The sequence below is a fragment of the Oceanidesulfovibrio marinus genome (genome assembly GCF_013085545.1).
Classification (GTDB): Bacteria; Desulfobacterota; Desulfovibrionia; order Desulfovibrionales; family Desulfovibrionaceae; genus Oceanidesulfovibrio; species Oceanidesulfovibrio marinus.
In genome coordinates this window covers 1-14,477 of the sequence record NZ_CP039543.1, presented here as the reverse complement: position 1 = coordinate 14,477, position 14,477 = coordinate 1, and the positions used below count along the sequence as shown (strand labels likewise).

Here is a 14,477-nt window from a genome sequence, read left to right as displayed (position 1 = left end):
TGATTCATTATGAAGCGGAAACTCCTCATACGCCGGGGCGCGGCATGCGGCGTCCGGCTTCTTCTGGCCTTCGCCCTCGTGCTCGTGGCTCTCTCTACCGCATCTGCTCAGAATGCCACGGATTCATCGCCGGCGCGTCGTTTTGATCTGCCCACAGGACCCATTGTCCGTGAGGTGCCGCCCATCGACCGTATCGAGCATCCGGAACGCGCCGCCGAGACGGAGAGCGATGGAAAAAACGAGTGGGAAGAGCTGTGGGAGCGCAACGCCACGCCCGGGGCCGAGGAGATTCAACGTTTCAAGGAACGGCAGCAGGAGCTGGAGCGCGAAACCAACGCCACGAATCGCACCCAGGGCTCGTCCGGCGGCTACTACCGTGAGCCTGCTCCCAGCAGCGGGGGCACCATCCGCCGGCGCACATACTACCCCTATCTGAAGAACGGAGAGCTCCACCGATTGCCACGGGATACGTACGAGCCCTATCCCTGACGCTCCGGTTTGACAGCGCACACCGCTGCCCATATGGAATTAGGATAGACCATGGGAACTGTGCCGTCCGGGCGTTGCACCCCGGCGGCACGGCCCCGAGAAACCAGGGAAAGGAGTATCGCCCCATGACTCCTCTCGCGCCCTCGTTCATACTACGGCTCACGGCCGCTGCCGTGCTCTGCCTCGCGCTGTCCACCATAGCCGCGGCCCTGCCTGCCCACGCGTTCGTGTCTCTTGGCGTGGGCGTATCCACAGGCAACGCCCACTTCGGCGTATCCACCTACACGCCCATCTATCTGTGGGACGCCGTGTTCACGCCGCGGCCAGTCCGCTGCCCCTCTCCGCGACGGCGCGTTGTCGTCAGACCGGCGTACATCCCGCCGCCTGGTGTGCGGCGCGTCCGCTGGTCTGGCGCAGGGACGCCCAAAGCACAGCCGCCGCATTACCGTCCGGTTCAGGCGCATCAGGCTCCGGCGGCGCGGCCACGCGGACACTCCGGGCGCGGCTATGCTGCCCCAAGGAACCAGCGTGGATACTCGCCTCCAGGCGTTTCGAACGGCTGGACGCACCATCCGCCGCCCACGTATGGAACCCGGCGATCTCCTCCCTACGCCGCTCCGGGAGTTTCCCCCTACTCCCAATTGCGCCCTGCGCCGCCCCCGAGGCGCTACCCTGGGTATAGGCAGTACCGAAGCTACACACCGCCTGGCTATTATTATCCAGACAACCGCAATCGCAGCACTTTTTCGGGACGATTTACCATTTCTCCGTAACGTACAAACGGCATACGCTATACGTGGTTACGCCTTTGCGTATTACATATCGCGTTTTTCGACACGCTGAACTGGCGAGAACCCTGCGCAGATCAGCTTGTCAACACACACTTTTATCGATCGTGACGCCGACATGCTACGACTTGACTGTCATGCAAACGCAACGGCAACACGAAAACCTCGCCCCCTGTGTCCAATTTTCTGGACACACAAACAAAAATATTCGCTTTTGCCAAAAGGAGACTAGCGATGCCCGAATGTTTGATATCGCCGATACGAATACTTCCTCTATACTGATATTGTTGACAGAACAACCTACTCAGGGCATTGTCCATACCGGTTGTTCTGACTTGGCCTGCCCGGCTTTCGGGTGCCGTTCCAGACCCGTTTCGCCGGAGTTTCTATTTCCCACCACCCTCTAGCGTAACGGAGACGGTATGCTCGATACCCTCCTCTTCGTCCTCGTGGTGGCACCTTTTATTGCAGCTCTGGGTCTCTACTTTTTCAGGGCAAACGCAATCCGGGTGCTCATCGTGCTGGTCGCAGGAGTACTCCTTGCCGGTGCTTCTCTCTCCCTCTTCTCGTATGCACCGTTCGCTGTGGCCCCGGGACTGCTGGGCATAGAATTCAGCCCGCTTGTTACGGTCCTGGACTTCTTGCTGCTGTTCCTTTTCCTGGGCATTGGTATCAGGAAAAGGCACGCGCTCATCACAACATTCGCCTCCACGCAGTTGGTCCTGCTCGCCATTCTTGAGATTTTCCTGGTGAAGCACGGGCATGAGTCGCCCCTCTTCGTAGGCGATTCGCTTTCCATGCTGATGGTGGCCGTGGTCTCCATCGTGGGTTCCGTCATCGTAATCCACGCACTGCCGTACATGAAGAACCACGAGGAACATCAGCACCTGCAGGAATCACGACAGCCGCAGTTCTTCGCCGTGCTCGTCCTGTTCCTGGGCGCGATGAACGGCCTGGTCCTTACGAACAACTTCCTCCACTTCTACTTCTTCTTCGAGCTCACCACGCTGTGCTCGTACCTGCTCATTCGGCACGACAAAACGGACATCGCCATCACCAACGCCACCCGCGCCCTATGGATGAACTGCCTGGGCGGCGTGGCGCTGCTGCTGGCAATTACCTGGATCTATCTGGATCTCGGCACCCTGGACATGCAGGAGATCATCCGGGAGGCTCCGCAAACGGCCCTCTTCCTGGTTCCCTGCGGTCTACTCTGCCTGGCCGGCTTCACCAAGGCGGCGCAGCTTCCGTTCCAGAGCTGGCTGCTGGGCGCCATGGTCGCGCCCACGCCGACCTCGGCCCTGCTCCACTCCTCCACCATGGTCAAGGCGGGCGTCTACCTCATCCTGCGCTTCGCCCCCGCCTTCATGGGCACCTTCTTCTCCGATGCAGTGGCCATTGCCGGCGCGTTCACCTTCCTTGCCGCCGGAGCCCTGGCCATCGGCCAATCCAACGGCAAGAAGATTCTGGCCTACTCCACGGTGAGCAACCTCGGCCTGATTATCGCCTGCGCCGGTATCAACACGCCGGCCGCCGTGGCTGCCGCCATGTTCCTGATCATGTTCCACGCCGTGTCCAAGGCGCTCATGTTCCTCTGCGTCGGCACCATCGAGCAGCGGATCGCGAGCCGGGACATCGAGGACATGCGCGGCCTCTACGCCACCATGCCGCTGACGGCGATCATCGCGGTGCTCGGTTCGCTGACCATGATCCTGCCGCCCTTCGGCATGCTGTTGGGCAAGTGGATGGCCATCGAGTCGGCCGCGAACAACGTCATCATCGTGGTCATGCTGGCCGTGGGCAGCGCCATCACCGTCATGTACTGGGCGCGTTGGGCCGGCATCTTCATGAGCTATCCCATCGGCGAGAGGATCGAGGTGGAGAAGCAGGCGTTCCTGACGCGCGTGCCGCTCCTGGGCCTGCTTACGGGCGCCTTTGTGCTCTCCTTCGCGGCCCCGTGGATCTACACCGACCTGATCCTGCCTTCCATCAACCAGCTCTCATCCGTCTTCCCCATGGCGACGTACGTGACGCCCTTTGACACGACCGGCGGCATCCTTGCCAACGCCAAGGGCGTGTTCCCGACCGTGCCGCTCTTCCTGGTGTGCATCGGCGGCGGGCTGCTCGCCATCATGTCGTTCAAGCGCGCCAAGAAGCAGCGGGCCGTGGGTCCGTATCTCTCCGGCGTTCAGATTCCCGATGACAACACGGCCTACCGCGGTCCCCTGCGCAATGCGATCCATCCGACCGCTGCGAACTACTACCTGGAGCGCCTCTTTGGCGAGTCCACGCTCACAGGCTGGGTCAACGGTGCGGCTATCATGCTCATTCTACTCATGATCGGCGGGGGGCTGTAATATGAACTCTGTCAACGTCTTCCTCGCACTCATCGTGGGGCTCGTGCTCGCCCCGGCGGCCTCCGGCCTCATCGCCGGCGTGGACCGGCGGATCACCGCGCGCCTGCAGTCGCGCCTCGGCCCGCCCATCCTCCAACCCTTCTACGACGTCTTCAAGCTGTTCGGTAAGGAACGGCTGCTCTCCAACTACTGGCTCGCGTTCTGCTCATTCGTCTACCTGGTGGCCGCGGCCACGGCCACAGTGCTCTTCTTCTTCCAGTCGGACCTGCTGCTCATCTTCTTTGTGCAGGCGGTGGGCTCCGTCTTCCTGGTGGTCGGCGCACTGACCGTGCCCTCGCCCTACAGCCAGGTGGGCGCGCACCGCGAGCTGTTGCAGATTCTCACCTACGAACCCCTGCTGGTGCTCGTCATCGTGGGCATCTACATGGTCACCGGCAGCTTCAAGGTCAGCGCGATATATGAGCTGAACACCCCGCTCCTGTTTCATCTGCCGCTGATGTTCCTGGTGCTGGGCTACGCCCTGACCATCAAGCTGCGCAAATCGCCCTTCGACATCTCCGCCTCGCACCATGCGCACCAGGAGATCGTCCGCGGCGTGTACACCGAGTACGTCGGCCCCTACCTCGGCATCATCGAGGTGGCGCACTGGTTCGAGATCGCACTGGTCCTCGGCCTGGTCTCGCTGTTCTGGTCCACGAGCGTCATCGGCATCATTCTCCTGCTGATGATCACCTACTTCGTGGAAATCCTGGTGGACAACTCCACCTCCCGCATGACTTGGAAGTGGATGCTCGGTTCGGCCTGGGCCGTCGGTCTCTCCTTCTCCGTCATCAATCTCGTCTGGCTCCATTACAGGTAGGCGCTCATGAACCCGATATCTGAATTCATCAAGAAATCGCGAATCAAGTCGCCGTGGGTGCTGCACTTCGACTGCGGCAGCTGCAACGGCTGTGACATCGAGACCCTGGCCGTGCTGACCCCCGTATATGATGTTGAGCGCTTCGGCATCATCAACGTGGGCAACCCCAAGCACGCCGACGTCTTCCTTGTCACCGGCACCGTGAACCACCGCAATAAGAAGGTGCTCAAGAACCTCTACGATCAGATCCCGGACCCCAAGGCCGTCATCGCCATCGGCGCCTGCGGCCTCTCCGGCGGCGTCTTCCGCGAGGCGCCCAATGTCGTGGGCGGCGTGGACAAGGTCATTCCCGTGGACGTCTACGTCCCCGGCTGTCCCCCCAAGCCCGAAGCCATCATCGACGGCGTCGTGAAGGCCCTCGAGCTCTTTGCCGCCAAACAGGAGCAATAAGACATGGCAACCTTTCTTGAAACAACCGAAGTCACGCAAGAGACGCTCAAGGCGGAGATCCACCGCCTGCTCGACGCCGGCTACCGGCTGGAAACCATGACCTGCGTGGACCTCGACGAAAAGACCGTCGACCTTCTGTACCATTTCCAGAAGGATCTGCAGATGATCCACCTGCGGATGAAGCAGCCCAAAAGCGAGAACGCGCCGACCATCTCCGACGTCGTCTTCGCCGCCTTCCTCGTGGAGAACGAGATCCAGGACCAGTTCGGCCTCTGTTTCGAGGGCCTGGTCCTCAACTTCTCCAACTTCCTCTATCTGGAGGAAGAGGTGGCCACGACACCGTTCTGCAAGTACGGCATCACCCGAAAGGAATCCTAGCCGAGCCGCCTTTTCGGCATATCAGGAGTTATCATGGCAAAGACCATTATACCCTTCGGACCGCAACACCCGGTCCTCCCCGAGCCGATCCACCTCTCCCTCACCGTGGAGGACGAGATCGTGACCGAGGCCGTGCCCGCCCTGGGCTACGTGCACCGCGGTCTGGAGAAGCTCTGTGAAATCCGCGACATCCACCACATGATCCAGATTGTGGAACGTGTCTGCGGCATCTGCTCCAAGATACACGCCATGTGCTACTGCCAGGGCATCGAGGAGATGATGGGCGTGGAGATTCCCGAGCGCGCCAAGTACCTGCGCGTCATCTGGTCGGAGCTCCACCGCATGCACTCCCACCTGCTGTGGCTGGGCCTGTTCGCGGACGCCTTCGGCTTCGAGAGCCTCTTCTACCAGTTCTGGCGCATCCGCGAGCGCATCATGGACATCAACGAGGCCACCACGGGCAACCGCGTCATCGTCTCAGTCAACGTCATCGGCGGCACCCGCCGCGACCTGACCCCGGAGCAGACCCGCTGGATACTCTCCGAGCTCGACAACGCCGAGCGCGAAATCAAGGAGCTGGAGTCCACGATTCTGGACGACTACACCGTGCGCAAGCGCACCGTGGACAAGGGCATTCTGACCAAGGAGCAGGCCCTGGTGCTGGGCGCCGTGGGCCCCACCCTGCGCGGCAGCGGCGTTGCCGAAGACGCCCGCCAGCTGGGCTACGCCTGCTTCAATGAGCTCGACTTCGAGCCCATCGTGGAGCACGGCTGCGACTCCTACTCCCGCAACAAGGTGCGCTTCCGTGAGACGCTCCAGTCCGTGAACCTCGTGCGCCAGGCCATCCGCCAGATGCCCGACGGCGAAACCGCCGTGAAGGTCAAGGGCTTCCCGGAGGGCGAGCACACCATGCGCGTGGAGCAACCCCGCGGCGAGCTCTTCTACTACTTCAAGGCCGACGGCACCAAGAACCTGGACCGGCTGCGCATCCGCACGCCCACATTCGCGAACATCCCGCCCCTGGCCGCCATGCTGCCGGGCATCGAGCTCGCGGACGTCCCGGTTGTCGTCCTTTCCATCGACCCGTGCATCAGCTGCACAGAGCGCTAGGAGGAGACGGCACATGAAATTCACTCCCATGACCGTCAATGTCCTGAAGAACCTCTTCAGCGCAAAGTCCACGCGGCCCTATCCGTTCGTTGTCCGCGATCCCTTCCCGGACGCCCGCGGAGAGCTCTACAACGACATCGACAAGTGCATCTTCTGCAGCACCTGCGCGCGCAAGTGTCCGTCGCAGTGCATCACCGTGGACAGGGACAAGGGCATCTGGAAGTGCGATCCCTTTGCCTGCGTCTACTGCGGCACCTGCGTGGATGTCTGCCCGGTCCACTGCCTCCACCACAAGCAGACCTGGCGCTCCGTCACGCCGGAACGGCAGATGATCGAAATGCAAGGAACGCCGCCCAAGCCCAAGAAAAAGGCCGAGGCGGCCCAGGGTGAAAAGAAGGCCACAGCAAAGAAAGACGCCACCAAGTAGCTACGCCGGGCGGGAACATCCCGCCCGGTTTTTTTTGTGCCGCGCAACGGTGTCACACGATTGTGATATTTCGCGCCGCTGCTTGCCGGGTTCGCTGATACGGGCTATTGATATACTTTCCCTGTCACCATCTCCAGGAGACGAACCATATGGGCAAGAACAAGGTAAAGATCGACGGCACAATGGAGCTCTCCCAGGTCATTTCCTACCTGGAAGATCTCGTGGGAGGCCTCAAGGCCGGCTCGGTGCATGTCCAACTTGGCGAAGAGACCGTCGTGCTGCGTCCGGGCAACATTGTCGAGTGCGAGATCGAAGTCTCCCAGAAGAAGGACAAGGAAGAGCTGACGTTGGAACTCTGTTGGAAGAAGGACGAGAAGGGCTCCGACACTGTGAAAATATCAACATCCGGCCCCACTATTGAGATAACCTAACCTCATCGCTATTTCATATAGATGCAATTCTAAGGACTGCGGCTCAAGCCGTAGTCCTTTTTTTTATGCATTATCGTTGTCAATAGTGCGCTTTTTATACACAGATATGGAAAAATGAACTGGATATGAAAAAAAATTCACATTCCCCCTTGAACTTTTATTACATTCGCAGTAGGGCCGATTCATACAGTCTTCGCGATTTGGTTCAATTTTTAGGGAGGAGCGTGTTTCATGGCCCAAGGCGTGGTCAAGTGGTTCAATGAGAAGAAAGGGTTTGGTTTCATCAGCATCGATGACGGTGAGGATGTCTTTGTCCACTACTCGGCCATCCAGGCCGACGGCTTCAAGACCCTCCAGGAAGGCGACGCTGTCACCTTTGAGCTCGTAGAAAATGACAAGGGTCCCAGGGCTTCCAACGTCGTGCGCTGTTGCTAGAAGCCGATTCGTTTGAACATGATCTGTCCGTCGGCCCTTTTGGTTGGGCCGACTTGTTTCCTTGCTGCAATGTGGAGGTTCCCATGGCGTATGAAGGCACTGTGAAATGGTTCAACGAAAAAAAAGGGTTCGGTTTCATTCAACGCGAAGAGGGTGACGATGTGTTCGTTCACTACTCCGCCATCCAGTCTCAGGGCTTCAAAACCCTGAACGAGGGCGATCGCGTTTCCTTTGATATCGAACACGGCGACAAGGGTGCGCGCGCGGCCAATGTGGTCAAGATGTAACGGCCGTTACAGTTCTCCATCACTACAAAAGAGCCGGACCGCCCCGCAGTCCGGCTCTTCTTGTTTCTACTGTCAGCCGGGTCCCCGGCGGCGTCATTCCTGAGACTTCTTCAGTGCCTGGTCCAGGTCGGCGATGATATCGTCCGCGGTCTCGATGCCCACGGAGATACGCACCATGTCCTGCGGCACCCCGGCCTGCTCCAGCTCCTCCGGCGTAAGCTGCGAGTGCGTGGTGCTGGCCGGGTGGATCACCAGGGTCTTGGCGTCCAGGATATTGGCCAGGTGGGAGCAAAGCTCCACGGACTCGATGAACTTCCGCCCGGCGTCCCGGCCGCCTTCCAGCCCGAAGCCGAACACCGCGCCCGGTCCCATAGGGAAAAACCGCTCGGCCCGGCCATGGTCGCGGTGCGACGCGAGCCCGGCGTAGTTCACCCAGCGCACGGCCGGGTGGCTCTCCAGAAACTCCGCCACCTTCTGCGCGTTCTCGCAGTGCGCCCGGGCGCGCAGGGGCAGCGTCTCCAGGCCCTGGAGGATGAGGAAGCTGTTGATGGGCGCCGGCGCTGCCCCGATGTCTCGCAGCAGACTGGTGCGCAGCTTGGAGGCAAAGGCCGTGCACGGCGTGCCTTCCAGCTTGCACAGCGCGTCCCAGAAATCGATGCCGTGGTAGGTGGGGTCCGGCTCCGTGATCTCCGGGAACTTGCCCGAGTCCGCCCAGTCGAACGTGCCCGCCTCCACCACCGCGCCGCCGATGGCCAGGCCGTGGCCGCCCACGATCTTGGTCAGCGAGTAGACGATGATGTCCGCGCCCACGTCCATGGGGTTGAAGATGGGCGGCGGCGCCACCGTATTGTCCACGATGAAGGGAATCTTGTGCTCGTGCGCGATGCGGCCGATGGCCTCCAGGTCGTCCACGTTGCAGCGCGGGTTGCCGATGGACTCGGTATAGACCAGCCGGGTGTTCTCATCGATGGCCGCGGCCACGTTGGCCGGATCGGACGTGTCCACCATGCGAGTCTCGATGCCGAAGCGAGAGAGCGTGTGCTTGAACAGCGTGTTGGTGCCGCCGTACAGGTTGGAGCCCGAGACGATGTTCTGCCCGGCCTGGGTGATGGTGGCCACGGCGTAGAAGATGGCCGACATGCCCGATGCGGCGCCCACGGCGGCCGGCGCTCCGTGCAGCGCGGCCAGTCGCTTCTCCAGCACATCTGTGGTCGGGTTCATGATCCGCGTGTAGATGAAACCCGGTTCCTCCAGGGCGAAGAGCTTGGCCGCGTGCTCCGTGTTGCGGAACATGAAGCTCGTGGTCTGGTATATGGGCACGGCCCGGGAAAGAGTCTCCGAATCCGGCGTATAGCCGGCGTGCAGGGCGATGGTTTCCAGTCCTTTGTATGGCATGGCTGCTGCTCCTTTATCAGTGTGCGGCGACAGTTAGCTCTTCTCCGTACCAGAAATCAAACCTTCCACCAAGACCATTGCATATCCCATCGTTCCTTGCGTTCAGAACTATGCACCGAAAAACATAACGATTTTAAAATATTATAGATGTTGCATCCCATTTCCAAAAAGATTAGGTACAAAAAATCAAGCCGTATCCTACACGGAACGCGAGTCCGGAACCCATTCATGCAGCCGTGTCCTTTTGATCCCGACCTCTCGCGCGCCCTCGTTGTCGACAACGACCGCGCCACATGCGACAGCCTCGCCATGCAGCTGGAGCGCACCGGCTTTGTCACGCAGACGTGCGCCCAGCCAGATCACCTGGTCGAGTCCATGAACGGCGAGCGCTACTCCCTGGCCTTCATCAATCTCCACCTGCAGGAGGTCGGTGGGCTCGACCTCGCCACCTCCCTGCTCGACAGCCAGAGCGTTGAGGACGTGGTCTTCATGGGCGATCCGGAGTCGTCCGATACCTTGGTCCGCGCCATGCAGATCGGCGCCTGCGACTTCCTGCCCACCCCCGTGCAAGAGCAGGACCTGGGCATGCTCCTGGAGCGGATCAGGCAGCGCCGCCGGCTCAAGGCCCGCATCCACCGCGCCGAGTACCGCCACTCCCTGCTCTTGCAGAGCATCCCGCTCATCGTCTTCTCCATCCGGCCGGACCTCACCCTGGAGTTCATCAACCAGTCGGTCACGCACTTTCTGGGCTACTCCCCGGAAGAGGCCATGGCCCGGCGCAACTGGCTCGGCTACCTCATCCACCCGGAGGACCGCCGCGCAATACGCAGCACCCTGCGCAAGGCCTTTGACGAGGGCAGCCCCTTCTCCGTGGAGTGCCGGCTCATCCACCGCAAGGGCCACATCGTCCACGGCATTGCCCGCTCCATCACCGAACTCCCCTGCGATCCGGATGACCGCGCCAACGGCGCGGGCCGCCGTGTGGAAGGCGTGTTCATGGACATCACCGACCGCGTCTTTCTGGAGCAGGCCCTGGTGCAAAGCGCCAAGCTCAAGACCCTGGGCTCCATCTCGGCCGAGGTGGCCCATGAGATCCGCAACCCGCTCATGTCCATCGCCGGGTTCGCGCGCCGCCTGAACCAGAAGACCCCGGCCCCGGAGCTGGACATCATCCTGCGAGAGTCCGCCCGACTGGAGGAGCTCCTCAACCGCATCCGCGACTACCTCAAGCCGGTCAACCTCTCGCGGCAGGGCTGCTCCGTGAACAACCTCCTCTCCAACGCCGCCGCCCTGCTGGCCACGGAGATGGACGCCCGGTCCGTGGAGTGGCGCGTGGACCTGGACCACGAGGTCCCCCTGGCCATGGCTGATCCCGACGCCCTCACCCAGGTGGTCATCGACCTGGTGCGCCACGCCCTGGCAAACCTGGCCGACGGCGGCTACGTGAACATCCAGAGCGCCTCCAGCGAGCGCAACGTGCTCGTCAAGATTTCCTACCTCCAGTGCGCGCCGGTGAGCGATCCGGACAGGCTCTTCCTGCCCTTCGAAGAAGACACGGACGTGCACGGCATGCCCCTGTGCTCGCGGTTGGTGCGGAACATGGGCGGCGTGCTGGACTTCGACCAGACCCTGGGCAAACGCAGCATCGCCACCTTCACCGTGAGCATGTCCAAGGTGGACACTGCGCCGGCCCCGCTGGAAGGCTCGTTCGTGGAGGACGGCGCCTCCACTGTGGCCGCCGAGGAGCTGCGCCACTGCTTCGAGCCCCGCAGCGGGGTTCTCTCCCGCCAGCTTTTCGACGACGTGTTCGCGCGCACTGTGCGCGCCTCCAACCGGGCCAAGCAGTCCCTGGGCGTCATCGTTATCGAGGTGGACGGCATCGGCGTGCACTCGACGCACAACGGGCAGTTCCACGCCAAGAAATCCCTCGACCACGTGGCCTCCGCCCTGGCTCAGGAGCTGCAACAGCTTCCGTGTAACATCCTCGCCCGATACGGCGACCACGAGTACGTGGCAATCCTGCCCGACACGCTGCAGGACGAAGCCGCAACCCTGGGCGAGACACTGCGGCAGGCGGTTCACGATCTCGCCATACCCGTCGCCGGCCCGGAGGACTCGCGCACCCTGGAGGTGCACATCGGTGTTTCGGCCTTCACGCCGACCTCCTCCACCTCGCCGGAAGAGTACATCGCCCAGGCGTACCACGCGCTGGACACCGCCGCCGGCCGGGAAGAGCGGCGCGCTCCCATGGGCTCCGGCATATCCGCTTGATCAACGTCGCCGTTGCATGATCATACTATCCCTGTCATGAACACGCCCTTCCCCCGCACCAGGTTCCTTTGCCTGCCTGCGCTGCTCCTGCTGGTCTCGCTGCTCCTCACCTGGCCGCTGCAGACAATGGCCGCAGACGGCCAAGCCGAAGCAGGCGCCGGCGCAGCCGTATCCGCCAACGGTACACACGCCCTGCCAAGCTACGCCCACGTGGACACGATCCGCGGACGTCTGGCCACCACAGGCACAGGGCTCGCCCCGAACCGCTTCAGCACGCCGGACAGCGTGAAGCGCGCCGCCTGCCTGGCCGCCAGGCTGGACGCCCGGCGCAAGCTAGTGGAGGTGGCCCGCGGCATGGGGTTGCTCTCCGAAACCGTGGTACGCGACTTCGCCACGGAGTCCGACGCGGCCCAGGCGGACTCCGCCGGCTTTCTCGACCCCATCGAGGTGGAGGAGGAGAGCATGGTGGAGCCGCGCACCTGCCAGGTGACGGTGAGCGCCGCCGTACCCAAATCGATGCGCGACCAGCTGCCCCGGCTCATCAATCCGCCGGAGTCCACGCAGAACATCCGCGTGCCCATGGACAAGCGGCCGCAGTAGCGCCTATCACCCAGAGCACGCATCGTAAGACCTCCAGCCCGGAACACGATCCCGTGCCATTTCCCCACTCCATCGCCCCGGCGCGCTCCTACCGCACCAGCACCTGCCCGCGCAGCGGCGAGTGCGCCTTCCAGATAGTCATCGAGGAAACCGACCTCCATATCGTGGCCGCGCGCAACCTGGCTGCCGAGGCTTCCGCCGCCGTGCACGAGTTGCGCAGCCGGCTCAAGGCGTTCATTCTCTGCCATCCGGAGTTCGCCGCCAGCCTCACCCCGGTGGGTGTGCCCGAAGCAAGCCATCCCGTAATCCGCGCCATGGCCGACGCGGCCCGCGCCTGCGGCGTGGGACCCATGGCCGCCGTGGCCGGCGGCGTGGCAGAGCACGTGGCCCGCGCCCTGGCCCCCCTCTCCGCCGAGGTCCTGGTGGAGAACGGTGGCGACACCTACATGATTTCCACGAAGGACCGCACCATCGCCCTGCTGGCCGATCCAGGGCGTGAAGCGTCTCTCGGGGTGCGTATCCCGGCAAACGAGTTTCCCGTCTCCCTGTGCGCATCCTCGGCCACGTACGGCCACTCTCTGAGCCTCGGCCGGGGCGATCTCGTGGTGGTCCGCTCGGCCAGTGGCGTCTTTGCCGACGCGGCGGCCACCGCCCTGTGCAACGAGCTCAAGGCGGAGGCCGACGTGGAATCGGTTCTGGAGGCAGCCCAAGGGCTGGCCAGGGGGGAGGGTCCGCGCCTGGAAGGGGTGTTCGTCCAGTGCGGTCAGAAGATGGGGGCATGGGGCAAGATGGAGCTCGCCCTGCTCTGATTCTATTCTGGGGGCGCAGAGGCCTGGGCGCCGTAGCGTCCGGCCAGATCCACCGTATTCTGAAGCTGGCGGCCGAGCGGGGTTTCCAGCTGCATTTCCCGCTCCACGTTGGAGATGCCTTTGAGCACGGTGGAGTGCCTGCGATTGAACCGGCTGCCGATGTCCTTCAAGGAAAGTTCCGTATGCTTCCTGGCCAGGAAGAAGGCCGTGTTGCGGGCCTGGACGGTACGGCGCTGCCGGCTGCGGGAGCTGAGATCCGTCTCGGAAAGATCGTAACTTCTGCAGATGAACTCAATGATCGCGTCCATGTTGAGCTCCATGGACTGGGGCGCGTAGTTTTCCAGCACCCTCTCGGCAAGCTCCGGCGTGATGCCCTGGTTCAGGAGCTTGGCCTTGAGAATGAGGTTCTGCAGGCAGCTTTCGAGCTGCCGCACGTCGGAGGTAAGACGGTCTGCAAGAAGCGAAGCGACGTTGTCCGAGAGCGGATACTCAAATATGTCGGCTTTACGCATAAGAATGCGTCGTCTTGTCTCGAAGTCCGGCTTGTCGATGACGGCGAGGAAGCCGGAGCAGAAACGCGAGGCGAGCTGGCTGTCCACGTCCTTCAGCTCCCGCGGCAGAAACGAGCTGGAGAGCACGACCTTGGAGCCGCGGTCCTGCAGGCTGCGGATGGTGGCGAGCAGCTCGTCCTGCATCTTCTGCTTGCCTTGGAAAAAGTGGATATCCTCGAGCAGCAGGATGTCCACGTTGTCGCGATAGCGATCCTTGAAGCTTTCGAGCTGCCGGTTCTGCATGGCGCCGAGCCAGCGGCGGGCGAACTCCTCACCGCTCAGGTACTCGATGCGCGGGTTCTTCCGGTTGCAGACAGTGCTCAGGGCCTGACCCAGCGCCTGCAAAAGATGCGTCTTGCCCAGGCCGGGCGTGGAGCTCAGGAAAAGCTGGTCCGCGCCCATAGTCTTCTCGCACAGGCCCTTGGCCGCGGCGTAGGCCAGCTCGTTGGACGGGCCGACCACGAAGTCGGAGAAGGAGAACTTCCACTTGTAGAGGCGATTGCCGGGCTTCGCCTCGACAGGAAGGGGAATCTGCCGGGCGCGCACGGGGCGGCCGATGACGGGAGCCGGCTTTGCCGCGCCGGGACCGGCGTCGGAAACGCGGCTGCGGTCGGCCAGCACGGAGAGGTTGGGCGCGAAGCCCAGAACGGTTTGCGCTGCTTCCTTGATCTCGTTTTTGAGCCTGTCGCGTACCCAGACAGCGACGAACTCGTTAGGTGCAATGAGGGTGAGCTCCTGATCGACGATGTTGGCCTTCAGGGGCTTGATCCAGACGGTAAACAGTCCAGGGTTGATCGAATTCTGGAGAATTTCTGAGATTTCCTGCCAACGTGTATCCAT

General features: G+C 62.3%; 15 protein-coding genes. 13 read left to right on the top strand and 2 right to left on the bottom strand.

Translation table 11 applies throughout. The features are described from left to right. Positions 1-9 precede the first annotated feature (9 nt). The 10 genes from E8L03_RS00075 to E8L03_RS00030 all read left to right on the top strand — a co-directional run bounded on the left by E8L03_RS00075 (position 10) and on the right by E8L03_RS00030 (position 8,011). A complete protein-coding gene (locus E8L03_RS00075; protein WP_144305001.1) occupies positions 10-489 on the top strand; it encodes a hypothetical protein in 480 nt (159 codons plus the stop codon). A gap of 1,210 nt (positions 490-1,699) precedes the next feature. Next, the gene (locus tag E8L03_RS00070; protein ID WP_171266212.1) at positions 1,700-3,634 is read left to right on the top strand and encodes an NADH-quinone oxidoreductase subunit 5 family protein; all 1,935 of its coding nucleotides are present in this window, start codon (positions 1,700-1,702) and stop codon (positions 3,632-3,634) included. 1 nt (position 3,635) lies between these two features. After that, a complete protein-coding gene (locus E8L03_RS00065) occupies positions 3,636-4,493 on the top strand; it encodes a respiratory chain complex I subunit 1 family protein (protein ID WP_171266211.1) in 858 nt (285 codons plus the stop codon). 6 nt (positions 4,494-4,499) lie between these two features. After that, a complete protein-coding gene (locus E8L03_RS00060) occupies positions 4,500-4,943 on the top strand; it encodes an NADH-quinone oxidoreductase subunit B family protein (RefSeq protein ID WP_144305004.1) in 444 nt (147 codons plus the stop codon). Between the two features lie 3 nt (positions 4,944-4,946). After that, a complete protein-coding gene (locus E8L03_RS00055; RefSeq protein ID WP_144305005.1) occupies positions 4,947-5,321 on the top strand; it encodes an NADH-quinone oxidoreductase subunit C in 375 nt (124 codons plus the stop codon). A 33-nt stretch (positions 5,322-5,354) separates the two neighbouring features. Continuing rightward, positions 5,355-6,431, top strand: coding sequence for a hydrogenase large subunit (locus E8L03_RS00050; protein ID WP_144305006.1), 1,077 nt, complete (start codon positions 5,355-5,357; stop codon positions 6,429-6,431). 13 nt (positions 6,432-6,444) lie between these two features. After that, complete coding sequence (locus E8L03_RS00045; protein WP_171266210.1) at positions 6,445-6,858, top strand: 4Fe-4S binding protein; 414 nt, start codon at positions 6,445-6,447, stop codon at positions 6,856-6,858. A gap of 149 nt (positions 6,859-7,007) precedes the next feature. Beyond that, positions 7,008-7,289, top strand: a complete 282-nt coding sequence (locus E8L03_RS00040) for an amphi-Trp domain-containing protein (protein ID WP_144305008.1) — start codon at positions 7,008-7,010, stop codon at positions 7,287-7,289. Positions 7,290-7,520: 231 nt separating this feature from the next. Next, positions 7,521-7,724 carry a cold-shock protein gene (locus tag E8L03_RS00035; RefSeq protein ID WP_144305009.1) on the top strand — a complete coding sequence of 68 codons (204 nt, stop codon included), beginning with the start codon at positions 7,521-7,523 and terminating at the stop codon, positions 7,722-7,724. An 83-nt stretch (positions 7,725-7,807) separates the two neighbouring features. Further along, positions 7,808-8,011 carry a cold shock domain-containing protein gene (locus E8L03_RS00030; RefSeq protein WP_144305010.1) on the top strand — a complete coding sequence of 68 codons (204 nt, stop codon included), beginning with the start codon at positions 7,808-7,810 and terminating at the stop codon, positions 8,009-8,011. Between the two features lie 93 nt (positions 8,012-8,104). Here E8L03_RS00030 and E8L03_RS00025 read toward each other — a convergent pair whose 3' ends face one another. After that, the gene (locus tag E8L03_RS00025; RefSeq protein ID WP_171266209.1) at positions 8,105-9,406 is read right to left on the bottom strand and encodes an O-acetylhomoserine aminocarboxypropyltransferase/cysteine synthase family protein; all 1,302 of its coding nucleotides are present in this window, start codon (positions 9,404-9,406) and stop codon (positions 8,105-8,107) included. A gap of 228 nt (positions 9,407-9,634) precedes the next feature. Here E8L03_RS00025 and E8L03_RS00020 point away from each other — a divergent pair, with 228 nt between their 5' ends. Genes E8L03_RS00020 through E8L03_RS00010 form a run of 3 tightly spaced genes read left to right on the top strand, consistent with a single transcriptional unit; the run spans position 9,635 to position 13,086 of the window. Further along, positions 9,635-11,677, top strand: a complete 2,043-nt coding sequence (locus E8L03_RS00020; protein ID WP_171266208.1) for a diguanylate cyclase domain-containing protein — start codon at positions 9,635-9,637, stop codon at positions 11,675-11,677. A 36-nt stretch (positions 11,678-11,713) separates the two neighbouring features. Further along, positions 11,714-12,277, top strand: a complete 564-nt coding sequence (locus tag E8L03_RS00015) for a hypothetical protein (protein ID WP_171266207.1) — start codon at positions 11,714-11,716, stop codon at positions 12,275-12,277. A 53-nt stretch (positions 12,278-12,330) separates the two neighbouring features. Beyond that, positions 12,331-13,086 carry a UPF0280 family protein gene (locus tag E8L03_RS00010; RefSeq protein WP_244963609.1) on the top strand — a complete coding sequence of 252 codons (756 nt, stop codon included), beginning with the start codon at positions 12,331-12,333 and terminating at the stop codon, positions 13,084-13,086. A gap of 2 nt (positions 13,087-13,088) precedes the next feature. Here the strand turns inward: E8L03_RS00010 and E8L03_RS00005 are convergent, their stop codons facing one another. Then, positions 13,089-14,477, bottom strand: coding sequence for a chromosomal replication initiator protein DnaA (locus E8L03_RS00005; RefSeq protein ID WP_171266206.1), 1,389 nt, complete (start codon positions 14,475-14,477; stop codon positions 13,089-13,091).